Below are 22,491 nucleotides of genomic sequence, written 5' to 3' on the forward strand. Positions count from 1 at the left end.
GGATCTATCTATACACAAAAGAGGCAAACTATTGCAGCCTGCCTCTTTAAACCTTTGATGATATATTAGTTATTATTCGTTTATCGCTTTAACGCCCGGCAATTCTTTACCTTCCATGTATTCGAGCAGCGCACCGCCGCCGGTAGATACATAGCTCACCTCATCGGTTAAACCAAACTTAGAAACCGCTGCTGCAGAGTCGCCGCCGCCTATTAGCGAGAATGCACCTGCTTCGGTAGCTTTTACTACGGCATCGGCAATGGCTTTGGTACCCACTAAAAAGCTTTCCATTTCAAAAACACCCATCGGGCCGTTCCACAAAATAGTTTTCGAGCTTTCAACAACCTTGCTGAATGCTTTTACAGTTTCGGGGCCGATATCCAGACCCATCCAATCGTCTTTAATAGCTTTGGTTGGCGATACCTCTTTATTGGCATCGTTGGCAAAGGCATCGGCAATAACGGTATCGGTCGGCAGGTATAATTTAACACCTTTATCTTTTGCCTTTTGTACGATAGAGGTAGCCAGATCAAGCTTATCGGCCTCAACCAGCGATTTGCCGATGGTACCGCCATCCGCTTTAGCGAAAGTGTAAGCCATACCGCCGCCAATGATGAGGTTATCTACCTTATCAAGCAGCTTTTCGATCAGTAATATTTTATCCGAAACCTTTGAACCGCCCATAATGGCGGTAAACGGCCTGGCTGCGCCGTTCAATATCTTTTCGGCATTGGCCAGCTCGCCGGCCATTAAATAGCCAAAGTATTTGGCGTTAGGAAAAAACTGCGCAATAACCGCTGTTGAAGCATGCGCACGGTGCGCGGTACCAAAGGCATCGTTCACATACACATCGCCAAGTTTCGACAGTTTTTCGGCGAAAGCTACGTCGCCTTTTTCTTCTTCTTTATAAAAGCGCAGGTTCTCGAGCAATAAAACCTCGCCCGGCTGCAGTGCTTTTGCTTTTTGTACGGCTTCTTCCCCAATACAATCGTTGGCAAACTCAACCTGCTGGCCTAACAGATCGGACAGATGAGCCACCACGTGTTTTAACGAATATTTATCGGTAGGGCCATCTTTTGGCCTGCCCAGGTGCGACATCAGGATAACCGAGCCGCCATCCTTTAATATTTTATTGATCGTTGGCAAAGCAGCCGTGATACGGTTATCGTCGGTTATTTTAAAATCGTCGTCGAGCGGCACGTTAAAGTCGACCCTGATCAATGCTTTTTTACCTGAAAATTTTATCTGATCTATTGTTTTCATAAATATGGATTGCAATTAAAGTTGAATGAGCGCCAAATTCCGAAATTATTACCAAAACGGATAATAAAACGCTAAAAAAATCGCCGTGAATGCCTATTTATTGATGAAGAGGTAACCTCCAGTTAACTTATGGTATCAGGATCACGGATTTTAAGATACATCACATAATGCGGACCAATGCCCGCTACTTCGAATTCGGGCGAAATGATCTCGAAGCCAATATTTTGATAGAACTTCGCTGCTTTTTTACGGGCATTGCACCATATATAGTTAGCCTTTTGGCCGCGCAGGTAAACTATGGCAAAGTTGAGTAACTGGTTGCCGATATTTTTTCCGCGATGCTCTTCTAACGTAGCCATTCCGCGTAATTGATAACCAACACCGGCAAACGGCTCACGCGGTTCGGGATGAAAGGAGGCTACACAAACCAGCGTATTATCAGCAAAATAGCCGAGGTGGAAAGCGCCTTCTACATCATCGGATGGGAAGTGGGGCTGGCCGGGGGGCAGTTTTCCTTCGCGCAATACAATGTTGCGGATATCGAACACATCGTCGAGACTGATAAATCTGATCATTTGAGTAAACTGATTTCTTCCACCAAATTAGCTAAACGGCTTGAATATCCCATTTCGTTATCATACCAGCCAACCACTTTAACCAAACCGCCTACTACAGATGTGAGCTGTGAATCGAATATGCAGCTGTGCGGGTTATCCAGTATATCAACCGAAACGATGGGGTCTTCGGTATATTCCAATATATCCTGCATGGCGCCTTGCGAAGCCCGCTTAAACGCAGCATTGATCTCTTCAACCGTTGGGGTTTGCTTTAGGCTGCAGGTAAAATCGGTAAGCGAACCGTTTAAAACCGGCACGCGGATACCTGCCCCGCCTAACTTGCCCTTTAAGTGCGGAAATATTGAGGTAATAGCCTTTGCCGCCCCGGTTGTTGTGGGGATGATGGATGCCGAGGCCGCCCGTGCCCGTCGCAGGTCTTTATGCGGCGCATCGTGCAGATTTTGGTCGCCCGTCATCGAGTGTACCGTGGTAATATAGCCATCAATAATTCCCCAGTTATCATCCAACACCTTAACCATGGTGGCTACATTATTGGTAGTACACGATGCATTTGACAGCACCGCCGAATGCAGATCGACCTGGCCGTCATTTACACCCAAAACTACCGTTGGTACATCCCTATCGCCCGAAGGAGCGGAAATAATAACCTGTTTGGCTCCGGCCGTTAAATGCTGTGCTGCTGCCTGCCGCGATGTAAATTTACCTGTCGACTCTACAACCAGGTCGATACCCAATTCGCCCCAGGGCAATTGCAAAGGGTCTTTTTCGGCAATTACACTGATATGTTTACCATTAATGATCAGCGTACCGGCATCAAAACCAACCTCACCTTTAAACCCACGGTGTACCGAATCGTACTTAAATAAATGTGCCAGGGTTTCGGTATCGGTCAGATCGTTAATGGCAACCACCTCGATATTGGGGTGCTGCAATATCTGCCGTAAAAATATCCGGCCTATCCTGCCAAAACCATTGATAGCTATTCTCATCTTAGAAATATTCAGGCGGCAAAGGTATGAAGTTTAAAACGTTGGAGGATTGAAATGTTTTAAAGTTGCAAAGTTGTGATGGTGTTGCGGATATGCTTATTGTGAATAGTTTACAGAAGAGTAGATTTTTTTTGTAGAGAGTGGCTTATTGTAATTAGATAATTAGGTTTTATAAGGGCAGTAAAGTATTATACGTAATTTAGATTTGGGCGTTGCCTTCGGCCCAGGCTGTACGCTCATACTGCACAGGCCTTAGCCACGGGGCCGGTATCCGCTCCCATCCTTAACGCAAGTCTTCGCGGCTCGTAATTATCTTGATTCTTGCATCTTGGCTCTTGATTCTTATTCCCCTTTGGTAAAAGCAATATTGGCACTCAGCCACGAGCCTTTAGGCCTGAACTTATGCGGGTTGGCGGCATTGTTTAAAAACGGAACTTTATAATCTTCCAGGTTCATAGGGACATCTTCTTCTATACGTGTGCCATCGTCCCAAACCTGGTATTTGTATTCGTATTTGGCTATTTTTTCACGTTCGCCGTTTTCGAGGATACTGTGTGTGTGGTTACAGTAAGCCAGGGTATTTTCGTTCAATTCAGCCTGCCAGGCTATCCAGTATACACCGGGTTCGGTGTCAAGGCCGGTATCTTTACCATAATTATAAATCTTGATGATCACATCGAAAAAGAAACCTTCTGGCAGTACGTCGGGCACGTTTTCGAGGTATTTAAGCAAGTCGAGGCCATTTTCGACCGAGCTTTTGCTCATCTCGGGGCGCACCATTGCTATTTTGATAAAATGAGTTAAAAAACCACGACTGGCTTTTAGCTTTGTGGCCAGTAGGCGCCGCTCGTTAACTGTTAACTTAACCATTTGCTTAGTTTACAATACAACCCGCCAAATGAGAATAAGTTTGAAGCACCACATGTAAACTTGTTTCGGTGGCTTACGGACGGCCGGGCGCATAGCAATTACGAGAGATCACGAAACAAGTTCGGGATGACGCTGTATCTTATTATCTACTTTACCACCATTTGCACGGTATTGCGGCTCAGTTGCTCAAGCAATACAACCTTGCCCGTAGTTAATTCTTTAAGCAACTCCTGTTTATAGTGGCGCACAGTGATCAGCATAAGCTGACTATTGTATTTGATGCGAAAATTATGCTGAAACGATTGCAATAGTTTTTCAAAACGTTCGGCATCATGATCAAAACAAACCGAAAAACTCCTGGCCGAATTTTGCATGGTGTTTACCTTAACATGGCTTTGCGCAAATGTGTGGAAGATTTCGCTCAGGTGGTTCTCGGATATAAAAGAGTAGTCTTTGGTGGATATCGACAACAAAACCTGGTTGGGCTTTACGATGATCACCGGGGTATCGTATTTTATAAATTCGCTTTCGCGGATGATGGTACCGGCTTCATCAGGATGCATAAACGGCTTTACCAGCAAAGGTATTTTGGCATTTTGCAGTGGTTTAATGGTTTTGGGATGGATAACACTGGCGCCGTAATAGGTCATCTCGATGGCTTCGGCGTAGGATAATTCATCGTACTTTACCGTATCGGGGAACAGCTTCGGGTCGGCATTTAAAACACCGGGTACATCTTTCCAGATGGTAACCGATTCGGCCTTCAGGCATGCCGCAAAAATAGACGCGGTATAGTCCGACCCTTCGCGCCCCAGCGTAGTGGTAAAGTTTTCGGATGTGCCCCCAACAAAACCCGGGGTAATTACCACGCCTTTCTCCAGCAGTTTGGGTACATCCTGTTCAATACTTTTGCAGGTTTTGCTCCAATCAACAATTCCTTCACGATAAGTGTTATCGGTGTGGATATAACCGCGCGCATCCAGCCAATGGCTTTTTATACCGGCTTTATTGAGGTAAGCATTAACAATGCGGGTTGATACCATTTCGCCGATGGATACGATCTGATCATAAATAAAATCAAAATCATCATGCGGCTCCTCTTCTATTGCCCACTCAATTTCCACGAAAGTGTTATTCACTTCGTTAAAAACCGCGTGGTTTGCCGGAAATAGCTCAACTAAAATATCGTGGTGATATTGCTTGATCTCGTCAAAAACGCTATGCATCTCGTCGCTTTGCTCTACATAAGCGCGGGTTAGTTTTTCGAGCGCGTTAGTGGTTTTGCCCATGGCCGATACGACGATAAGCAATTGCTTATCCCGGTTTTTGCGGACTATCTCGGTTAAGTTGATGATACCGGCAGCATTCTTTACCGATGCGCCTCCAAATTTATATACCTGCATTATTTAATGTATTGGCTAACCACGGTATGCGGTTTGAGCAATGTTTTGATTTGTGTGTACGGGATGAACAGATCGGTTACACCGGCGGCATAGGGTTTAATTTCGTACTGGTTATATAAAAAGCGTATCCCCCAGGGCATGATCAGAAAGTTATGGTTGAGCGAGAAGATATTGCCTTTAAAAAAATAATCGCGCGCCAGTGACGAAGTATCCTTGAGGTTTTCGTTTTTACGGAAGATGGCTTCGGCAATTTTGGTGAGTTTAGGCAAATAACCATCCACAAAAATATCGCTTAACGCGATCTGCTTTTGGGTAGCCGTGTTCCAGTTCGTGAATAAGGTTAACTGGATAGGATGCGCATTCCCCGAAAAGGTTGAACCGCCGGTTTCGATGGTGACGAGGCTTGAATCCTGGCGCACCACGTTAGCATACAGAGCGAGGTTGAAGGACAGCAATGTTTTCTTTTTTGCCTTTTTAAATGATTCGTATTCGGTAATGAAATGTTTGGCGCGGGTTTGCAGATCCTTATCGGGATGAGCATCAAACAGGTTGAGTATCTTTTGGGATACGGAATCATTCAACAGATCCTGACCGGCAAATACCGGGTACTTTATTTTGGCCACAGCACAGCCACTATCAGGTTTATTGCCGCAATCCGGGGCCCGCTCTTTGATAACCTGGTAGGTGTAGTGCAGGGTATCGGTAGTGATATCGGGTTTTGTACCCTGTTGCCCAGAATGGAAACACGACGAAAAGATCATCGCGATAAGCGGAACAACCAAAACCCGTTTTATGTTCATGCTTTGTGTACCTGTTGTTTTGATAAAGATGCGTTGAGCCAGCCGGCTTCGATGCCTGCCTCATACTTTTTATAAAAATCGATGGCGGGCTGGTTCCAATCGAGCACCTGCCAAACCATGCCGCTAAAGCCCAGTTCTTTGGTTTCCTGTACTATGCGATCAAACAATAACTTACCAAAGCCTTTACCGCGCATGCTTTCGGTAATGATGAGGTCCTCGAGGTATACACGTCTGCCTTTCCAGGTAGAGTAGCGCACATAATATAATGCGAACCCAACAATGTATTGATCAGCCTCGACCACAAAGGCTTTCCAAACCGGTTTGGCGCCAAAGCCTGCATCTTCAAATTCTTCCAGGCTTACCTCCACTTCATCGGGTGCTTTTTCGAATACGGCCAGTTCGTGTACCAGTTCCAGCAACCTTGGGCAATCTTCTCTTCTCGCTTCCCGTAAATTTATCTGCATATTGTTTCCTTTGTTGTGTCGAGACACACCCCTGCCCCCTCTCAAGAGGGGAACCAGTTGCGCATCTCCCAGTATTAATTATTTTTCCAGTGTTTAATAACCCTTTGCCCGAATATGGTGCTGCCAAGCCTTACCATAGTGCTGCCCTGCTCAATGGCCAGTTTATAGTCGGACGACATGCCCATCGATACTTCTTTAAAAAAGTCGTCCTTGCGGAAAAAGCTTAGCTTAATGCCATCAAACAAGGTTTTGAGTTCGTAAAACTCATCTTTGATCTGCTTTTCGTTATCGGTGTTGGTGGCAATGCCCATCAGGCCAATAATACGCACATTTTGCATAGCCCGGTACTCATCCGAACGTAACAATTCGATCAGTTCATCATATCCCAGGCCAAACTTGGTGTCCTCGTCGGCAATATAAATCTGCAGCAGGCAGTTAATTACCCGCTCGTTTTTAGCGGCCTGTTTATTAATTTCCTGCAAAAGTTTTAAACTATCAACAGACTCGATCAAACTGATGAAGGGCGCAATATATTTTACCTTGTTGGTTTGCAGGTGGCCTATCAGGTGCCATTGGATATCTTTTGGCAGCTTTTCGTACTTTTCAACCAGTTCCTGCACCTGGTTTTCGCCAAAAATGCGCTGGCCGGCGGCATAGGCTTCCTCAATGTCTTCAACCGGTTTTGTTTTTGATACCGCCACCAGTTTTACCTTTAAACGGCTGGTTTCGGCATTTAAATTTTTTATATTATCTGCAATACTCATTAATCCGTAATTTTACCCATTAAATGGTGCTAAATTACAGAATGCGTTTTTATATCATCTTGTTTTTTTGTTCGGTATGTTTTTTTTGTAGCTGCAGTTCGGATGATACGCCGAAAGGGCTGCTTAAAATGCACGATATGGCTGAGTTGCTTACCGATATACATATTGTGAACGGAAGCCTGTACCAGGTTCCTAATCAGCCCGATAGCATTGCAAAGCATGGCATGGGGCTTTACCTGGCTGTTTTTAAGATCCACCATACGGATAGTGTAACATTCAGGAAAAGCCTGAAATATTATTCGCTGCACCCTGATGAACTCAGTTTAATATATGAGGGTGTAAGCCGAAGGCTAACCAAAAAGGCAGACTCGTTAAAGAAAATAAAGGACCATATTGATGCTGTGAAACGTAAGGCTCCTAACTTTAAAGCCGATTCGATCAAAGCTAAAAACAAGGCCGACTCGATAGCTAACGTGTATCGTAAACATATTGAAGACTCGATGAAAACCGCTAACAAAAAAAACGAGGCTGAGTTTAAAAGGATAAAGCAGTTTCACAACACCATTAAATTTAAGAACAGAAAACTCACTCCCGCTCAATAAATGCTTTACCCCAATAACAGTGTTGATAAACTTGGTTTTACCGAAGTAAAGGAACTGATCAAAACGCGTTGCCTGAGCACAATGGGCCAGCAAATGGTTGACCGCATACAGGTAATGAGCAATTACGACCAGATACGTAAGTTTTTGAGCCAGGCGCAGGAGTTTAAAAATATACTGGAGAACGATTCGCCGCTGCCTATCCACCACTTTTTTGATATCAAGAGTCTGGCTAACAAAGCCCGGTTGGAAGGCGCTTTTTTAAGCGAAGAGGAATTTTACCAGGTACAGGCATCGCTTACTACGGTTTTTGCCGTGATCAGCTACTTTAACGAGCGCGAAGGGCAGTACCCTGACCTGGAAGCTTTGTTTGAGCATTTGCCGATAGAGAAGATCATATTAAAACACATTGACCGGGTTATTGACCCAAAGGGTAAGATACGGCCCAATGCTTCTCAGCAACTGATGGAAATAACATCGGGTATAGCCAAAGCAGAACAGGAAGCCCGCCGAAAGATAGACCATATTTTTAAAACAGCCACAGGCAGCGGCTGGACAGCTGACGGCAGTTTAACTGTACGCGATGGGCGCCTGTGTATCCCGCTGTTAGCGGAAAACAAACGCAAACTGAAGGGTTTTATACACGACGAATCGGCATCCGGGCAAACCGTGTATATGGAACCTGAAGAGGTTTTTACTTTAAACAACCGCATACGCGACCTTGAATTTGAGCGCCGCCGCGAGATAGTTAAAATACTGACCGCGCTGACCGACGAACTGCGGCCTTATACCCCGCTCCTGCTATCGTACCATAGCCTGTTAACCAAGCTTGACTTTGTGCGGGCAAAGGCGCTTTTCGCGATAGATATTGAGGCCAGCATGCCGGTTTTACACCAGGATGCACGCATAAAGCTGGTTAATGCACGGCACCCATTGCTATTTTTAAGCTTTAAAAAAGAGCATAAAACCGTGGTGCCGCTTAATGTACAGATTGACGAACAGAACCGCATTGTTGTAGTATCGGGCCCTAATGCCGGTGGTAAATCGGTTTGTATGAAAACCGTTGGTTTATTGCAGATGATGGTGCAGGCAGGCTTGCTGATACCTGCTGCCGAAGCCAGCGAGGTGGGCGTGTTTAAGCAGATATTTGTAGATATTGGCGATGACCAATCGATAGAAAGTGACCTGAGTACCTACAGTGCGCACCTGAGCAAAATGAAGAATTTTGTGGAGCAGGCCAACGGTAAAACGCTGATATTGATCGATGAGTTTGGTACCGGTACCGACCCGCAGTTTGGCGGCCCTATTGCCGAAGCAGTGCTCGAATCGCTTAACCTTAAAAAGGTAAAGGGTATGGTAACCACGCACTATAGTAATTTAAAGATCTTCGCGAGTAATACCGCCGGGCTGGAAAATGCTTCGATGCTGTTTGATAATAAGGAAATGCGGCCCTTGTATATGCTCGAAGTTGGTAAACCGGGTAGTAGCTACGCATTTGAGATAGCACAAAAAATAGGTTTGCCGCAGCAGGTGCTTAACCTGGCTAAAAATAAGATCGGCGACAGCCAGAAAAAGGTGGATACCTTGCTTGTTGACCTGGAGCGCGAAAAGAACGAACTGTACCTATCAAAAGTGCAGCTCGAAAAGCAACAGCGCCGCGTGAGCGAGTTGATGCAGGAGAACGAGAAGTTAAAAGCCTACTACGACGAAAACAAACGCACGCTGGTGAGTGAGGCCAAACAGGAAGCCAAAAACATCATCCTAAACGCCAATAAGCTGGTTGAGAATACGATATCTGAAATTAAGAGCAGTAACGCCGATAAGGAAAAAACCCGCGAGCTTCGCGAAAAGCTGAACAGCGAGGTTAAGAAAAATACAGTTAAGCCTATTGCACCAAAGCCTGTGGCCGAAGAGTTGAAGGTTGGCGATTGGGTAAAACTAAACGACAGCGATACAACCGGCGTAATTATGGAGATTGCCCGCGATAACCTGATCATTGCCATTGGCGACCTGCGCACCGTAGCCAAAAAGAACCGGGTGCAAAAGGTATCGAAAAAGGAAGTACCGAAGGAAGTTCGCCGTTCGTACAACAGTAATACGGACAGTCTGGCCAATTTTAGTCCGGAGATCGATGTGCGCGGCAAACGCGGCGAAGAGGCCCTTTACGAAATTGAAAAATACCTGGATAAGGCTATTATGATGGGTTTCGGTAACCTCAAGATCATTCACGGTAAAGGCGATGGGATTTTACGCAAGCTGATACGCGAGTACCTGCGCAAATACAGTGAGGTTGACCGCATGGAAGATGAGCATGCCGATAGAGGTGGTGATGGGATTACGTACGTGTATTTGAAGTGATTTCGAATTTTCTCTCCTCACGTCTTTGCGAGGTATGAAGCAATCCCCAATAGGCAAGTCGGACTATGCAAAACGACTCTGTAAATCGGGGACTGCTTCATGCCTCGCAGTGACGCTTTAAAACCTACCTCACATTCCAATTAAACCCAACCGCTACCCCTGCCGATTGCAAACCAACCTGACCGAAACCTATCTGCGTTAATGGCAGCTTTAAATAGGGTTGCACAACCAACCCAAGCTTATTGTTGAGCTGGTGCTGATAATTGACATTCATATTCAATATGCCCAACAGGTGTTGATTTTGATTGCTGATGTCGACATCAACGCCATCTTTAGCTGGATCGGGGAAGTTGAAGCGGTAATCCTCTTTTAGCATAATGTATGATGATAAGCCCGTGCCCACGGTAAAGCTATTGCGGCCCTTGTTATACAGTTGATAATTGATATTGAGTGGGACATCGAGCACATAACAGTTGGCATTAACCGTGTTGGGTTTGGCGTTGCTTGTCCACAGGCCGGCACTCCAGCCGGGGCTGTTTGTTCTGTAATTGCTCAAACCGGTTTGGTAGGGTTTTATCGCATAGGCGGCACCTGTAGTGATGCTTAATTTGGGGGATAGTTTTAATGAGAACCCTACCGCCAGGTTAAGCCCCGTTTGCTCATTATGAAACGAACTAACCCCGTTTACATCGGGCGCAGCCAACACAGTAAGCGCAAATCGGGGTGCGCTTGTCGTAACGGATGTTGCCGGCTTTTGATGATCAGCAAGTGTGGTTAAGCCTGTTGCCGGATCGATAATTGCAGGCACAATGGCCAATGCCGGGGTAAGGCTTTCGTTAATATGCAAATTGCTGTTTTGAACCGCGAGGCTAAGTGTTTGCAGGGTTGTATAGATCTTCTCCGCACTATCAGCAAGCTCCACATTAACCGGCGTATTTTTGGTGTGGATATGATAACCCGCTTCTTTTGCAACACCATACAAAATATGCGAAGCGCTGTTTGGGTGCGATGTTATCTTATTTGTTTTTGTAACTATGCCGGCGTTCTCTCTATCCGGACGGGCAACAGTATATCCGGTTTTAGCTGAACTACCGCCCATCGGTTTGCCGGGGTTATGTTGTATAAAATGCACACTTAAATATAAAAGCAGCGATGCAGCCATACCACCAGATACACGGTACAGCCAGATCATCCCCCTCTTTTTTTTGCGGGGTTGGGGCGATAGGATACTCTCCATACTCTCCCATTCTTCTTCCACGAAAACCGGGCTGTGCCTCTCAGTAGTTAGCTTGCTTTTGAACAGAAAATCCAATTCGTTATCACTATTCGGTTTCATATGTTATCTATTAAAGCGTCACTTTTAAATTAAGTACATCAATGGCGTTGGTGGCGTAATAAGTATCGGTACCCGAAGTGCCCGGAAGCTGCGCCGCCGCTATGATCATTTTTTTAAGTTTTTCCCTGGCCTTAAACAGGTTGGATTTCGAGGTCCCACCGGATATGCCTAACAATTCACCGATCTCTTCGTGTGTGTAACCTTCAATGGCATATAAGTTGAATACGGTGCGGTATGCCTGCGGCAGTTTCTGTATCATAGCCAGCAGGTCGTCGTATTCTAATTTATGATCGGGCAGATCGTAATTACCGGCATATTCTACATTGTCCAGGCTTTCGGTATAGGCCATTTTTAAATTGCTGTGGTAGTAATTAATGGCTGTGTTGATCATTACCCGGCCCAGCCAGGCTTTGAAAGGTTTTACCCGGTCGTACTGAGCGAGTTTGGTAAAAACTTTATAAAAGCCCTGATTCATTACCTCCGATGCTTCGTACCGGTTAACAGCATAACGAAGGCATATCGCCATGGCAAACCCATAAAATGTTTTGTAGAGCTCTTTTTGATGCTTCCGATCGTTTTTGAGGCAGCCCGCCAGTATTTCTTGTAATTCTTCTTCTCCCATCGGGGGTATTATTACTTCGTAATAAGTTTTGGTGTAACGTGGTCAACACAGCAAAACCTGGGTAATGGTTGCCTCCACACTGATTTTTTTTTCGATAAGATCTAAATCATAATTATTTGAAACACAAGGCAACTAATCAGGCATCGGGTTTGTAATGCGCATACAAAACCAGTAAAAACATAATTCCATGAAAATGAAAACAAAAAAATTCAGCTATTTGATGGTAGCCGCTTCTATGGCCTTTGCGCTGTTAAGCACTTCTTGCAAAAAGAGTTCAAACCCTGATACTGCTCCGGCGCCGGTTGTGGTAACCGGGGTGCAGATAACCTATAACTCCGCTTTGGGAAACATCATTACCGACAATGCAGGCCGTGCGCTTTACTTTTTTTCTAAAGATGCCGCTGCAACAGGCTCGTCGTGCTCGGGCACCTGCCTGGTAACCTGGCTGCCGTTTTACCAGGCCAACCCTACTATGGGTACAGGATTACTGGCTGCCGATTTTGGTGTGATTACCCGCGCTGACGGAAACATGCAAACCACCTATAAAGGCTGGCCCTTATACTATAACGCAACCGATGCTGCTGCAGGCGACGTAAAAGGCGATGGTGCAGGCGGCGGTGTTTGGGTTGTAGCCAAGGCCGGTTATACCGTAATGTTTGCCAATGCTCAACTTGTTAGTTTGGAAGGAGTATTCTACTCAAGCCTGGGTGTTGCAGGCACCGGTCCATCGCAGTACTTAACCGATAGTAAGGGCCGTACACTGTACATTAATACTAACGATACCTTTAATCAAAACCACTTTACCAATACCGACGCTCAGCATAATGGTACCTGGCCGGTTGTACCAACTACCGGGGTTGACGATATCCCAACCGGGTTTGATAAAGCCCAGTTTGGTGCGATTGCAACCGTAACCGGAGGCCAGCAATTAACCTATAAAGGCCGCCCGCTGTACTATTTTGGACCGGACAACTTAACCAAAGGCAATACCAAAGGCATTAGCTACCCTACACCGGGTGCAGCTATATGGCGGGTTGCAAATGCAGCTACTACTCCATTACAATAAAAACCACCTTGTATAATAACCCCAAAAACGGGCAGAGGCTTTGATGGCTTTTGTCCGTTTTTTTATGCAGCTACATGGGTCTGCGTAAGCGGTGATGCCGGTACTTGCGCTCCCACACTTTATACCAGTTTTTATTTTTGGGATAGCTGCGGTGCGAGGTAGCATTATTACAGATCAACGCGATGAACAATAAGATCAATACCCCCGAAAGTACCGGACTCAGTACATAAAAAAATCCCAGTGCCTGTATTTTTACCGAACCAATATTGGCTATGAGCGCGGTTGCGCCTGCGGGCGGATGCAATGTTTTGGTGATCTGCATGGCTACAATGGCCAGCGAAACCGAGAGCGCCGAACTTAACCATACCTCTCCGGGTATCAGCTTATGCATGGTTACGCCAATAAGGGCACCTATTACATGGCCGCCAATTAAATTACGGGGCTGTGCCAGCGGACTGTTGATGGCTCCGTAAATGAGCACCGACGACGCGCCGAATGAGCCGATGAGAAACATATTATCGTAAACATCCAAATACCTGCTGTTAATAAAACCAAGGATACCAATACCTAAAAATGACCCGATAAATGTCCACAGGTGCTCTTTAAAATCGATCAGTGTTTCTTCGTAAATGATATATTTTGCCCGCCTGACATGGCGTTTGATCTTTCGCCTCATAATTGCCGCGAAATTAGTGATATGGTTTTGAAAATTACAGTTGATGAGTGCATTTAAGCGGACCGCAAATCAGTACTCAGCCTAAGGTCGGTGTTATCACCGCACCTTCACGTTCTAAGTGGTGCGGTGATAACACCGACCACAAGCTAACAGTAAATCCGGACTAACGGTTTACATATTACCAATACTTACTATCCTATATATTTTGATATAGTTAGATAAAATAATACACTGATATGCAAACCCATTACAGTATACACACTTTATATCCGGGTATATTTGATATATAAACCATTAAAAAACCTGTATGAAAAAGACAAAATTATTACTGCTGGCAATGGTATTTGCCGCTTTGTTGTTTGGCTTTAATAAAGCCCGGGCCGATAATACGGTACATGTTGTTTTAAAGTCGTGGTCCAATAATATTGCCTACTGGGAAACCTCAACCAGTTGGACCGTTACGCTGCACAACAACACTACATCCGAAGATTATACTTTTTATACCAGCTGGTATAACCTGTACGATGATGGCTATCATTTGGGCTCTGTTAGCCCCGGTACTTATACTGTAACGGTTAATTATTATAATAGCCAGGTGTATTCTTATCCGTTTGACTGGTATATTAATGATGAAAGTAACAGCAGGACCATGGACGGCGGCACTGATTATACCTTAACGTCAACTGTATACGCTACCAACGATCTTGATTACATTAATCCCAACAACATCGGGCTTAATATATACCTGTTTGCCGGATAATTAACGGTTACAACAGATCTGCAAACCGCCTCATGATATACTTATGAGGCGGTTTTTGTTTATTAGTGAATTGCAAATCCGGACTAACGCGAGTATAAAAGGACACACCCCTCCGCCCCTCTCAAGAGGGGAATCGCACGATGCCTCCGCTTTTTTATCTTCCTGACACCTGTGGCGATAACACCACCTTAAGCTAAAGAACAGGAAAGTTAATAGCCGTTTTTCTTGGCATTTTACCAAAAAATCAGTATATTGTATGCTTGGCGCGAGGCCTTTTGTTTAGCAGATACCTGACTTGTTAAGCAGGTGGGTATACCTACATCGTACCCACCTGAAACCCACCAATACCCACCTTCTTTTGGGGATGCAAAACAGCAAAAAGGCCTTTTGAATTACTTAAATAAGGATTTTACATAAAAAGAAGTAAAAAATACCGACAAATACCCCCCTTGAAAAGATTCAAGAGACAAGAATCAGGAATCAAGATAGAAAACACCCATGTGTGTTTAGTAAGAGATCATAGCTATAAAACATTCAAACTTTAAAACCTTTCAACATTCCAACAACCAGAATTACACATTATACCTATATTAGGAGCATAATACCACAACATGCGTTTCTTAAAACTCACCATACTTTTACTATTGTTTGCCATCAGCGCAAGCGCACAAAAAATTGTAGATAACCAGGACCCGCACATCCGTTACCAGGGGCGTATTGGGCGTAAGGATGGGGCGGCGCAGTTGTACTGGTCGGGCACGTCGATGGAGATCAACTTTACCGGCAGTACCGTAAAGGCTTTATTGAAGGATGAACGCGGCGAAAATTACTTCAACATTATTATCGACGGTAAAATAACCGTACTGCATCCCGATACGGCCAAACGCCTGTATACCCTGGCAAGCAACCTGCCCGATGGCAACCATACCCTGCTGCTGTACAAGCGTACCGAGTTTAGCGATGGCTACAGCATATTTTACAATTTTCAGCTGGATGGCAAAGGTGAGATACTAACCGCATCGCCGCAAAAAAACCGCACCATTGAGTTTTACGGTAACTCAATAACGGCAGGCTATGCTGTGGAAGATTTTTCGGGGGCCGACTCGTATCTGGGCCGTTATAAAAACAACTACATCAGCTACGGTGCGTTGGTGGCCAGGCATTTTAACGCGCAATATTCGTTCATCGCCAAAAGCGGCATCGGGGTAATGTTTGGCTATTATAATGAGAACATGGGCCAGATATTTGACCGCCTTAACCCGATGGACCCTAACAGTAAATGGGATTTTAAAAAGTACACGCCCGAGGTGATCGTGATCAACCTTTTCCAGAACGATGCCTCGCTGATGCGCCAGCCTACCCGGCCGGAGTTTATAGCCAAGTTTCCGAACGGGCCGCCGGAGGCTCCGTACATTATCAACGCTTATAAAGAGTTACTAAAAAGCATCAGGGCCAAAAACCCGGCCGCTCAAATTATATGCGCGTTGGGTAATATGGATGCCAGCAGAGATGGTTCGCCCTGGCCGGGATATATCCAAAGTGCGGTTGACCAGCTGAATGATAAAATGGTTTTTGTGCATATGTTTACCTACAAAAACACGCCCGGGCACCCTACCATTAAAGAACACCAGGCTATGGCCGATGACCTGATCAGGTTTATTGATGCCAATATTAAATGGTAGTTTTTTGATTTCGGATGTCGGATGTTCGATTTCGGACTTTTTGAGTTACAAAAACACTTCAAATCCGAAATCGAAAATTCGAAATCCGAAATTCTCTTTACTCGGCCACGTCGCCGGGGCCGGCATGGTCGTGATGGTCGCTAAAGTTATCCTTGGCGTCTAAAGGTGACACCTGCTGGTAGTTGGGTTCGCCCTCCTGGCCGGGAGCTTTAAAGTTGTTATAATCGGTATATTCTTCCGATGGCTCGGTTTTGGCCAGGTAGGCATTGGTATAACCGGCGTTTTGCGATGGGTTGTTTTTATCGTCGCCTGTAGGCGGATGAACCTCTTCGCCAAACTTATGGCCACCCATAGCCTTACCCTCTTTAACAGGCTCGGTATGTGCACCAAAGTTAAAAGAACGCTTCAGGCTCTTTTCGCCGGGGTTTTTATCGTCATCCACACGGTGTGCTTCGGGTTTAGGCTGGTTGTGCAGGTCATCTGGTTCCATAACTTTAAATGTTTTAAACACTATATAGAATAATAGTTAAAAAAATTAATTGTTTTAACCGCAATGAAATTTAGGCTATCCATTGCAGATAAGTTATAATTTAGCAGTACCAATTATAAAGTTATGAATAAAGTTGTTGCCGGTGCCGATGAAGCCATAAAAGATATTACCGATGGCATGACGCTGATGATAGGCGGCTTTGGCATGTGTGGCCTGCCCGAAAAATGTATAGCCGCACTGGTAAAAAAAGGTGTTAAAAATTTAACCTGCATATCAAACAACGCCGGACTTGATGATTTTGGCATTGGCCTGATGCTGAATAACCGGCAGGTAAAAAAAATGATCTCGAGCTACGTGGGTGAAAACGCCGAATTTGAGCGCCAGCTTTTGAGCGGTGAACTGGATGTGGAGCTCATCCCGCAAGGTACACTGGCTACCCGATGCATGGCTGCCGGTTATGGTATGCCCGCCATATTTACCCCGGCCGGTATTGGTACCGAAGTTGCCATTGGTAAAGAGGTACGCAACTTTAACGGTAAAGATTATTTGATGGAGATGGCTTTTGATGCCGATTTTGCCATTGTAAAAGCCTGGAAAGGTGATACCATGGGTAACCTGATATACCGCTCAACAGCACGCAACTTTAACCCCGTGATGGCTATGGCCGGTAAAATTACCATTGCCGAGGTTGAAGAACTGGTTGAACCCGGCGAGCTTGACCCCGACCAGATACACACCCCGGGCATTTATGTGCACCGCATTTTTAAAGGCGAAAACTACGAGAAGCGCATTGAGCAGCGCACGGTACGTGCAAGAGAGGCGAAAGGATGAAAGGAAAAAAGGCGAAAGGTATAATCAACGATGTAAGAGAGGTGCAGGATCAAGGGGAAAAACGCAAAAGGTAAACCGATGATTATACAACTAAAACCTTTAACCACTCAGCCTTTAACTTTTATCCTTAAAAATTTTCTTAATTCGAAATATTTAAAAACATTGACGAAATAGTTTGTTTACTCTATATAGCCATTAATTAAAAATTACGATCATGGAAAATATAAAAGAAGTATCCTGGAAAAACGAGGATGGGCAATTGAATAATGATGTATTGAGGCGTCACCGCGACGAGGATATTCGCGACGACGATGCAATAACAAGCGATCGCGTGGCCGACTCGAAACTGCCGGGAAGTAATGCCGATGAAGACGACGCCAATTTGCGCGATAACGACATTACGGGCCGCGATTTGGATGTAGAGAACCGCGACGAATGGGATGCCGGAAATGTTGGCGATGACCTGGACAGGGCCGACCTGGACGATGATGATGAAATAAATGCCGATAAGCACCGTGTTAAAAAGGATCAGTTTGGCAGTTTAGCCCAGACCATTAAGAACGAGGGCAGTCCGGACCCGGACGAAATGCCGGAGGAACACGAAATTGGTAACGGCGAGGTTGAACAGCCAAATCAAGGTGGTGTAGAGCATGGTGAAAACAATGAGGCTGACTACGAGCATACCAAAGAGGTAACGCCGCCACAGCCGGAACATCACCGCGATGCTACACTTACCGACCTGGATCCTACAAACGTTGGTGTTGAGCACACCCGGACCACCGAACGTATGGTTGACCATGAACCGGGTGTAGCCGGTGATCGCAGAGCGCCTAACCTATAGTTAATACGTAGCGTATTTATTACAAAAGGGTTGCCATAAACAAGCAACCCTTTGTTGTTTGTATAGGTATTATTTGCGTACCTTGATGCTAAATTATAAACCTTATGAAACGTAGTCAGTTTTTATACAGCGCCGGCTTATCGGTAGCTTCACTTGCTTTGTTACGCAATAAAAGTTTTGCTTTGATGCAGGATCCGGCTTACAAAATAAAAACCCTGCGCAATAACGTTGGTATTTTTACAGAAAAGGGTGGCACCATTGCCTGGATGATCAATAAAGAAGGCATTGTGGTGGTGGATGCCGAATTCCCGGAACAGGCCACGCACCTGATAACCGAACTGAAGACCCGCAGCGATAAGCCGTTCCAATGGCTCATCAATACCCATCACCATGGCGACCATACGAGCGGTAATATCTCGTTTAAAGGCATTGTAAAAAATGTAGCCGCGCATAAAAATTCGCTCATTAACCAAACTAATGTGGCCGTTGCACAGCATAAAGAAGATCAGCAATTGTACCCTGATACTACTTTTACCGATACCTGGAAGATCAAGGTGGGCGATGAGAGCATCAAGGCACATTACTTTGGTCCCGGCCATACCAACGGCGATGCGATGATCCATTTTGAAAATGCCAACATTGTGCATACCGGCGACCTGGTGTTTAACCGCCGTTACCCTGTGGTTGATCCGAAGGCGGGCGCGTCGATCAGGCATTGGTCGGTAGCCTTACAGCAGGCGCAAAAACAGTTTAATAAGGATACCCAGTTTGTATTCGGCCATGCCTTCGATCCCGAAAAGGTAACCGGCAATATGGACGACATCAAAGCCATGCAAAACTATATGGATAGGTTGGTTGACCTGGTAACCACCCAAATCAAAGCCGGTAAAACCAAGGATGAGGTGCTGACCATAACTGCTATCCCTGGTGTGGATGATTGGCAGGGACAAGGCATTAAAGCCAGTTTGGGCGCAGCTTATGATGAGATAAGTGCGGGGTAGAGCCCCCCAGCCCCCTAAAGGGGAGCTATTAGTCCTAAAAAATATTAGCTTTGTGCTCAAAATAACATTCCCCCTTCAGGGGGTTAGGGGGCTAAATGATAGAAATTTTTACAGACGGTGCATCAAGTGGCAACCCCGGACCGGGTGGTTATGGTGTGATACTCCGTTCGGGGCAGCATTATAAAGAACTTTCGGAAGGGTTTCGTAAAACCACCAATAACCGTATGGAGTTGTTGGCGGTAATTAAGGCTTTGGAAGCCCTGAAAAGCCCCGGCCAGCAGGTAATGATCTACTCCGACTCCAAATACGTAATAGATGCTATCGAAAAGCGCTGGGTAAATGGCTGGCTGGCTAAGGGCTTTAAGGATAAAAAGAACAAAGACCTTTGGCTGCGTTACCTTGAATTAGCCAAACTTCATAACATCAAATTTACCTGGGTACGCGGGCATAACGGTCATCCCGAAAACGAGCGTTGTGATGTATTGGCTGTAGCAGCGGGTAAACAGCCTAAGCTGCTGATCGATTCGGTTTTTGAAGCGGAAAGCGCAAAAGGTGGACTGCTGTAAATGAAATCAGTCAAAAACACTATGTCATTGCGAGCGATAGCGTGGCAATCTCTAAGGACATGTCGCCGACTTTTCTCAGGGATTGCCACGTTCATCGCTGTTTTCAACGCGCTCTTCCTCGCAATGACATAAGGCAAAAATCCGAAATTGAAAATTCGAAATTCGAAATTCCTCCTACTGTACCTGCGTCACTCCTTCAAACGAGGTTTTAGTGATCTGTGGCGAAAAGCAGGCCATCATTTCTTCGGCGCGCTTAACCATGTTGCACGAACCTATGAAGATAGCCGAGCGCTGGTGCAGTTCGGTTACATCTAATGTGAGGATACGCTGGTAACCGTTTGATGCAAAACCACCTGCCTGCTCAATAATAAAGGCCATGGGATTACATTCATAAACCAAACGCAGCTTACCGTTAGGTGCCTGGGCTGTAATAGGGTAAATAAATATACCGCCTTTGATCATGTTACGATGCAGATCGGCAACCATTGAGCCGGTATAGCGGGATGTATACGGGCGGTTGGTCGCTTCGTCTTCAACCTGGCAGTATTTGATATATTTTTTTACTCCATCCGGGAAGTGGGTATAGTAGCCTTCGTTTATCGAGTAAATATGTCCGTCTTTAGGAATGGTCATGTTGGGGTGCGATAAGCAAAACTCGCCTATCGATGGATCCAGGGTAAAGCCGTTAACGCCTTTACCGGTAGTATACACCAGCATGGTTGACGAGCCATAGATGATATAACCGGCTGCTACCTGATCGACGCCTTTTTGCAAAACGTCCTCTAAAGTGGCTTTGCCTTCGGTTGATTTGCGGCGGAAGATGGAGAAAATAGTACCCACGCTTACGTTCACATCAATATTTGATGAACCGTCGAGCGGATCCATCGCTACGATATATTTAGCGTTCTTTGAAATTTCCGAATCGATGTACAGGTACTCGTCGTTCTCTTCAGATACCACGATGCAGCATTCGCCGCCGCTGCGCAGGGCCGATATAAACTGGTCGTTGGCAAATACATCGAGCTTTTTTTGCGATTCGCCCTGCACATTGGTGCTGCCTGCATCGCCCAAAATATCCATCAGGCCGGCCTTGTTAACTTCGCGGTTCACTATTTTAGCGGCAATCCCTATATCCCGCAGCAATCGCGACAACTCTCCCTTGGCATACGGAAAGTCGGCTTGTTTCTCAATGATGAATTGTCCTAAAGTAGTAATTGCTGTCATATATACTTAGTGTATTTTATACGTTATGTTTTAACCAGTTCGATCACCTCTAAGGTATGAATTTTTTCTTCGGAAATACAAAACCGAACCAATGTTTGCATCCTGTGCCATCCTTGTTTACCGGCTGCACCGGGGTTTATGTGCAAACAATTGATCTTTTTATCAAACATCACCTTCAGGATATGCGAGTGCCCCGTGATAAATAAATTAGGGGGCTTAGTGTAAATAGTACGCTTTACCTGCGGACTGTATTTATCCGGGTAACCGCCAATATGCGTCATCCAAACATCTACCTTCTCGCAGTTGAAACGCAGGTTTTCCGGGTATTGCAACCGGATATCCGCGCCATCAATATTACCGTACACGCCACGCAGCGGTTTAAAGGCCGCGAGCTGGTCTGCAAGTTCAATAGTGCCAAAGTCGCCTGCGTGCCATATCTCATCCACATCTTTAAAATGCTTAAAAACAGCATCGTCAAGATAGCTGTGCGTATCAGATAGTAAACCAATCCGTGTCATAATCAGGTGTAAGATACCTGTTATCAACCTTTAATATGGGCTTTAGATTTAAAATATGGTAAAAAATCCACGCAAACGTTCCCGATATTCTTCGCTGTAAACTTTGATATCCTTGTAAATAATAAACCGTTCGCCGGCTTTTTTTGTTTGCAGTGGCGATAAGATCAATATTTCGCGGTGAGCTTCCACATCGGCAAAAGAGTGGATAGAGATGACTTTTTGCAGATTTAAGCCATATTGCTGTAACAGATCCTTAACCAGCGCGGCTGTTGGCAATGGTAATATCAGCCAGCATTGGCCGGTATCGGTTAGGTGTTGGGCAACGTTTTTGATGAGATCTTCAAAAAAACCAGCACCGGCGTGCTTAGCCAGGTTCATTTGTTTGGCCGATGCTTCGAGTGAGTTGATATAGAACGGCGGGTTGGATACGATCAGATCGTACTTGCTATCGGGATACGCTTCAAAATATTGTTGAAAGCTACCATTGTACAGCTGTGGCTTATTTTTAAACGGGGAGTTTTCAAAGTTCCTTGCGGCTGTAGCCGATGCAGACGAATCGAGTTCTATCGCATCAATATGAGCTTCGGCAAACTGCTGTGCCAGCATTAATGCAATAACGCCGGTGCCGGTGCCGATATCCAATATGCTGTCCGGCTGTTCGGTATCAACAAAAGCGCCCAATAGCACGCCATCAGTATTGATCTTCATGGCGCAGCCGCTTTGGTCGACGGTGAATTGTTTGAATTGGAATAGCATAAAAAATATAAACCAATGTCATGCTGAACTTGTT

At 45.4% G+C, this 22,491-nt stretch carries 24 protein-coding genes; 9 read left to right on the plus strand and 15 right to left on the minus strand.

What is annotated here, in order from left to right; all coding sequences use genetic code 11:
* Positions 1–72: 72 nt before the first annotated feature.
* The 8 genes from ACFGVR_RS22895 to ACFGVR_RS22930 form a co-directional block, all read right to left on the minus strand.
* Positions 73–1,263 carry a phosphoglycerate kinase gene (locus tag ACFGVR_RS22895; protein WP_448700013.1) on the minus strand — a complete coding sequence of 397 codons (1,191 nt, stop codon included), beginning with the start codon at positions 1,261–1,263 and terminating at the stop codon, positions 73–75.
* A 122-nt stretch (positions 1,264–1,385) separates the two neighbouring features.
* Positions 1,386–1,838 (minus strand): GNAT family N-acetyltransferase, encoded by a 453-nt coding sequence (locus ACFGVR_RS22900; protein ID WP_448700014.1) that lies wholly within the window; start codon positions 1,836–1,838, stop codon positions 1,386–1,388.
* A complete protein-coding gene (gene gap, locus ACFGVR_RS22905; RefSeq protein WP_448700015.1) occupies positions 1,835–2,830 on the minus strand; it encodes a type I glyceraldehyde-3-phosphate dehydrogenase in 996 nt (331 codons plus the stop codon). The genes ACFGVR_RS22900 and gap overlap by 4 nt, the downstream gene beginning before the upstream one ends.
* A gap of 342 nt (positions 2,831–3,172) precedes the next feature.
* On the minus strand, positions 3,173–3,700 hold the full coding sequence (locus ACFGVR_RS22910; protein ID WP_448700016.1) for a hypothetical protein: 528 nt from the start codon (positions 3,698–3,700) through the stop codon (positions 3,173–3,175).
* Positions 3,701–3,846: 146 nt separating this feature from the next.
* Positions 3,847–5,103 (minus strand): aspartate kinase, encoded by a 1,257-nt coding sequence (locus ACFGVR_RS22915; RefSeq protein ID WP_448700017.1) that lies wholly within the window; start codon positions 5,101–5,103, stop codon positions 3,847–3,849.
* The gene (locus ACFGVR_RS22920; protein ID WP_448700018.1) at positions 5,103–5,903 is read right to left on the minus strand and encodes a DUF3298 domain-containing protein; all 801 of its coding nucleotides are present in this window, start codon (positions 5,901–5,903) and stop codon (positions 5,103–5,105) included. Before ACFGVR_RS22920 ends, ACFGVR_RS22915 begins: the two co-directional genes overlap by 1 nt.
* Positions 5,900–6,367: an N-acetyltransferase family protein gene (locus tag ACFGVR_RS22925; RefSeq protein WP_448700019.1), complete on the minus strand. Its 468-nt coding sequence runs from the start codon at positions 6,365–6,367 to the stop codon at positions 5,900–5,902. Before ACFGVR_RS22925 ends, ACFGVR_RS22920 begins: the two co-directional genes overlap by 4 nt.
* A gap of 74 nt (positions 6,368–6,441) precedes the next feature.
* A complete protein-coding gene (locus ACFGVR_RS22930) occupies positions 6,442–7,131 on the minus strand; it encodes a YggS family pyridoxal phosphate-dependent enzyme (RefSeq protein ID WP_448700020.1) in 690 nt (229 codons plus the stop codon).
* A 41-nt stretch (positions 7,132–7,172) separates the two neighbouring features.
* On the opposite strand from ACFGVR_RS22930, the gene ACFGVR_RS22935 reads away from it, so the two are divergent.
* The gene (locus ACFGVR_RS22935; RefSeq protein ID WP_448700021.1) at positions 7,173–7,733 is read left to right on the plus strand and encodes a DUF4296 domain-containing protein; all 561 of its coding nucleotides are present in this window, start codon (positions 7,173–7,175) and stop codon (positions 7,731–7,733) included.
* The gene (locus ACFGVR_RS22940; protein ID WP_448700023.1) at positions 7,734–10,088 is read left to right on the plus strand and encodes an endonuclease MutS2; all 2,355 of its coding nucleotides are present in this window, start codon (positions 7,734–7,736) and stop codon (positions 10,086–10,088) included.
* Positions 10,089–10,212: 124 nt separating this feature from the next.
* Here ACFGVR_RS22940 and ACFGVR_RS22945 read toward each other — a convergent pair whose 3' ends face one another.
* Together ACFGVR_RS22945 and ACFGVR_RS22950 are read right to left on the minus strand one after the other, a co-directional pair.
* Positions 10,213–11,424 carry a hypothetical protein gene (locus ACFGVR_RS22945; protein ID WP_448700024.1) on the minus strand — a complete coding sequence of 404 codons (1,212 nt, stop codon included), beginning with the start codon at positions 11,422–11,424 and terminating at the stop codon, positions 10,213–10,215.
* A 10-nt stretch (positions 11,425–11,434) separates the two neighbouring features.
* Positions 11,435–12,046 carry an RNA polymerase sigma factor gene (locus ACFGVR_RS22950; RefSeq protein WP_448700025.1) on the minus strand — a complete coding sequence of 204 codons (612 nt, stop codon included), beginning with the start codon at positions 12,044–12,046 and terminating at the stop codon, positions 11,435–11,437.
* A gap of 193 nt (positions 12,047–12,239) precedes the next feature.
* On the opposite strand from ACFGVR_RS22950, the gene ACFGVR_RS22955 reads away from it, so the two are divergent.
* Complete coding sequence (locus tag ACFGVR_RS22955; RefSeq protein WP_448700026.1) at positions 12,240–13,112, plus strand: COG4315 family predicted lipoprotein; 873 nt, start codon at positions 12,240–12,242, stop codon at positions 13,110–13,112.
* 70 nt (positions 13,113–13,182) lie between these two features.
* On the opposite strand, the gene ACFGVR_RS22960 is transcribed toward ACFGVR_RS22955, so the two are convergent.
* Positions 13,183–13,788 (minus strand): HPP family protein, encoded by a 606-nt coding sequence (locus ACFGVR_RS22960; RefSeq protein WP_448700027.1) that lies wholly within the window; start codon positions 13,786–13,788, stop codon positions 13,183–13,185.
* Positions 13,789–14,095: 307 nt separating this feature from the next.
* Here ACFGVR_RS22960 and ACFGVR_RS22965 point away from each other — a divergent pair, with 307 nt between their 5' ends.
* On the plus strand, positions 14,096–14,548 hold the full coding sequence (locus ACFGVR_RS22965) for a hypothetical protein (RefSeq protein WP_448700028.1): 453 nt from the start codon (positions 14,096–14,098) through the stop codon (positions 14,546–14,548).
* Positions 14,549–15,159: 611 nt separating this feature from the next.
* Positions 15,160–16,230 (plus strand): SGNH/GDSL hydrolase family protein, encoded by a 1,071-nt coding sequence (locus ACFGVR_RS22970; RefSeq protein ID WP_448700029.1) that lies wholly within the window; start codon positions 15,160–15,162, stop codon positions 16,228–16,230.
* Between the two features lie 97 nt (positions 16,231–16,327).
* On the opposite strand, the gene ACFGVR_RS22975 is transcribed toward ACFGVR_RS22970, so the two are convergent.
* On the minus strand, positions 16,328–16,720 hold the full coding sequence (locus ACFGVR_RS22975) for a hypothetical protein (RefSeq protein WP_448700030.1): 393 nt from the start codon (positions 16,718–16,720) through the stop codon (positions 16,328–16,330).
* A gap of 123 nt (positions 16,721–16,843) precedes the next feature.
* On the opposite strand from ACFGVR_RS22975, the gene ACFGVR_RS22980 reads away from it, so the two are divergent.
* The 4 genes from ACFGVR_RS22980 (at position 16,844) to rnhA (ending at position 19,959) form a co-directional block, all read left to right on the plus strand.
* Positions 16,844–17,551: a CoA transferase subunit A gene (locus tag ACFGVR_RS22980; protein WP_448700031.1), complete on the plus strand. Its 708-nt coding sequence runs from the start codon at positions 16,844–16,846 to the stop codon at positions 17,549–17,551.
* 214 nt (positions 17,552–17,765) lie between these two features.
* Positions 17,766–18,392 (plus strand): hypothetical protein, encoded by a 627-nt coding sequence (locus ACFGVR_RS22985; RefSeq protein ID WP_448700032.1) that lies wholly within the window; start codon positions 17,766–17,768, stop codon positions 18,390–18,392.
* Positions 18,393–18,496: 104 nt separating this feature from the next.
* Positions 18,497–19,393, plus strand: coding sequence for an MBL fold metallo-hydrolase (locus ACFGVR_RS22990; RefSeq protein ID WP_448700033.1), 897 nt, complete (start codon positions 18,497–18,499; stop codon positions 19,391–19,393).
* A gap of 95 nt (positions 19,394–19,488) precedes the next feature.
* Positions 19,489–19,959 (plus strand): ribonuclease HI, encoded by a 471-nt coding sequence (gene rnhA / locus ACFGVR_RS22995; protein ID WP_448700034.1) that lies wholly within the window; start codon positions 19,489–19,491, stop codon positions 19,957–19,959.
* Positions 19,960–20,133: 174 nt separating this feature from the next.
* On the opposite strand, the gene fbp is transcribed toward rnhA, so the two are convergent.
* The 3 genes from fbp to ACFGVR_RS23010 are packed head-to-tail and all read right to left on the minus strand — an operon-like array spanning position 20,134 to position 22,457.
* Positions 20,134–21,183, minus strand: a complete 1,050-nt coding sequence (gene fbp / locus ACFGVR_RS23000; RefSeq protein WP_448700035.1) for a class 1 fructose-bisphosphatase — start codon at positions 21,181–21,183, stop codon at positions 20,134–20,136.
* A 23-nt stretch (positions 21,184–21,206) separates the two neighbouring features.
* Complete coding sequence (locus ACFGVR_RS23005; RefSeq protein WP_448700036.1) at positions 21,207–21,701, minus strand: metallophosphoesterase family protein; 495 nt, start codon at positions 21,699–21,701, stop codon at positions 21,207–21,209.
* A gap of 48 nt (positions 21,702–21,749) precedes the next feature.
* The gene (locus ACFGVR_RS23010) at positions 21,750–22,457 is read right to left on the minus strand and encodes a tRNA1(Val) (adenine(37)-N6)-methyltransferase (protein ID WP_448700037.1); all 708 of its coding nucleotides are present in this window, start codon (positions 22,455–22,457) and stop codon (positions 21,750–21,752) included.
* Between the last annotated feature and the right edge of the window lie 34 nt (positions 22,458–22,491).

Source organism: Mucilaginibacter aureus (assembly GCF_053514885.1).

Excerpts from the sequence above, each read along its gene's own strand:
- ACFGVR_RS22895 (WP_448700013.1), bottom strand. The coding sequence starts at position 1,263 with ATGAAAACAATAGATCAGATAAAATTTTCAGGTAAAAAAGCATTGATC.
- ACFGVR_RS22900 (WP_448700014.1), bottom strand. The coding sequence starts at position 1,838 with ATGATCAGATTTATCAGTCTCGACGATGTGTTCGATATCCGCAACATT.
- gap (WP_448700015.1), bottom strand. The coding sequence starts at position 2,830 with ATGAGAATAGCTATCAATGGTTTTGGCAGGATAGGCCGGATATTTTTA.
- ACFGVR_RS22910 (WP_448700016.1), bottom strand. The coding sequence starts at position 3,700 with ATGGTTAAGTTAACAGTTAACGAGCGGCGCCTACTGGCCACAAAGCTA.
- ACFGVR_RS22915 (WP_448700017.1), bottom strand. The coding sequence starts at position 5,103 with ATGCAGGTATATAAATTTGGAGGCGCATCGGTAAAGAATGCTGCCGGT.
- ACFGVR_RS22920 (WP_448700018.1), bottom strand. The coding sequence starts at position 5,903 with ATGAACATAAAACGGGTTTTGGTTGTTCCGCTTATCGCGATGATCTTT.
- ACFGVR_RS22925 (WP_448700019.1), bottom strand. The coding sequence starts at position 6,367 with ATGCAGATAAATTTACGGGAAGCGAGAAGAGAAGATTGCCCAAGGTTG.
- ACFGVR_RS22930 (WP_448700020.1), bottom strand. The coding sequence starts at position 7,131 with ATGAGTATTGCAGATAATATAAAAAATTTAAATGCCGAAACCAGCCGT.
- ACFGVR_RS22935 (WP_448700021.1), top strand. The coding sequence starts at position 7,173 with ATGCGTTTTTATATCATCTTGTTTTTTTGTTCGGTATGTTTTTTTTGT.
- ACFGVR_RS22940 (WP_448700023.1), top strand. The coding sequence starts at position 7,734 with ATGCTTTACCCCAATAACAGTGTTGATAAACTTGGTTTTACCGAAGTA.
- ACFGVR_RS22945 (WP_448700024.1), bottom strand. The coding sequence starts at position 11,424 with ATGAAACCGAATAGTGATAACGAATTGGATTTTCTGTTCAAAAGCAAG.
- ACFGVR_RS22950 (WP_448700025.1), bottom strand. The coding sequence starts at position 12,046 with ATGGGAGAAGAAGAATTACAAGAAATACTGGCGGGCTGCCTCAAAAAC.
- ACFGVR_RS22955 (WP_448700026.1), top strand. The coding sequence starts at position 12,240 with ATGAAAACAAAAAAATTCAGCTATTTGATGGTAGCCGCTTCTATGGCC.
- ACFGVR_RS22960 (WP_448700027.1), bottom strand. The coding sequence starts at position 13,788 with ATGAGGCGAAAGATCAAACGCCATGTCAGGCGGGCAAAATATATCATT.
- ACFGVR_RS22965 (WP_448700028.1), top strand. The coding sequence starts at position 14,096 with ATGAAAAAGACAAAATTATTACTGCTGGCAATGGTATTTGCCGCTTTG.
- ACFGVR_RS22970 (WP_448700029.1), top strand. The coding sequence starts at position 15,160 with ATGCGTTTCTTAAAACTCACCATACTTTTACTATTGTTTGCCATCAGC.
- ACFGVR_RS22975 (WP_448700030.1), bottom strand. The coding sequence starts at position 16,720 with ATGGAACCAGATGACCTGCACAACCAGCCTAAACCCGAAGCACACCGT.
- ACFGVR_RS22980 (WP_448700031.1), top strand. The coding sequence starts at position 16,844 with ATGAATAAAGTTGTTGCCGGTGCCGATGAAGCCATAAAAGATATTACC.
- ACFGVR_RS22985 (WP_448700032.1), top strand. The coding sequence starts at position 17,766 with ATGGAAAATATAAAAGAAGTATCCTGGAAAAACGAGGATGGGCAATTG.
- ACFGVR_RS22990 (WP_448700033.1), top strand. The coding sequence starts at position 18,497 with ATGAAACGTAGTCAGTTTTTATACAGCGCCGGCTTATCGGTAGCTTCA.
- rnhA (WP_448700034.1), top strand. The coding sequence starts at position 19,489 with ATGATAGAAATTTTTACAGACGGTGCATCAAGTGGCAACCCCGGACCG.
- fbp (WP_448700035.1), bottom strand. The coding sequence starts at position 21,183 with ATGACAGCAATTACTACTTTAGGACAATTCATCATTGAGAAACAAGCC.
- ACFGVR_RS23005 (WP_448700036.1), bottom strand. The coding sequence starts at position 21,701 with ATGACACGGATTGGTTTACTATCTGATACGCACAGCTATCTTGACGAT.
- ACFGVR_RS23010 (WP_448700037.1), bottom strand. The coding sequence starts at position 22,457 with ATGCTATTCCAATTCAAACAATTCACCGTCGACCAAAGCGGCTGCGCC.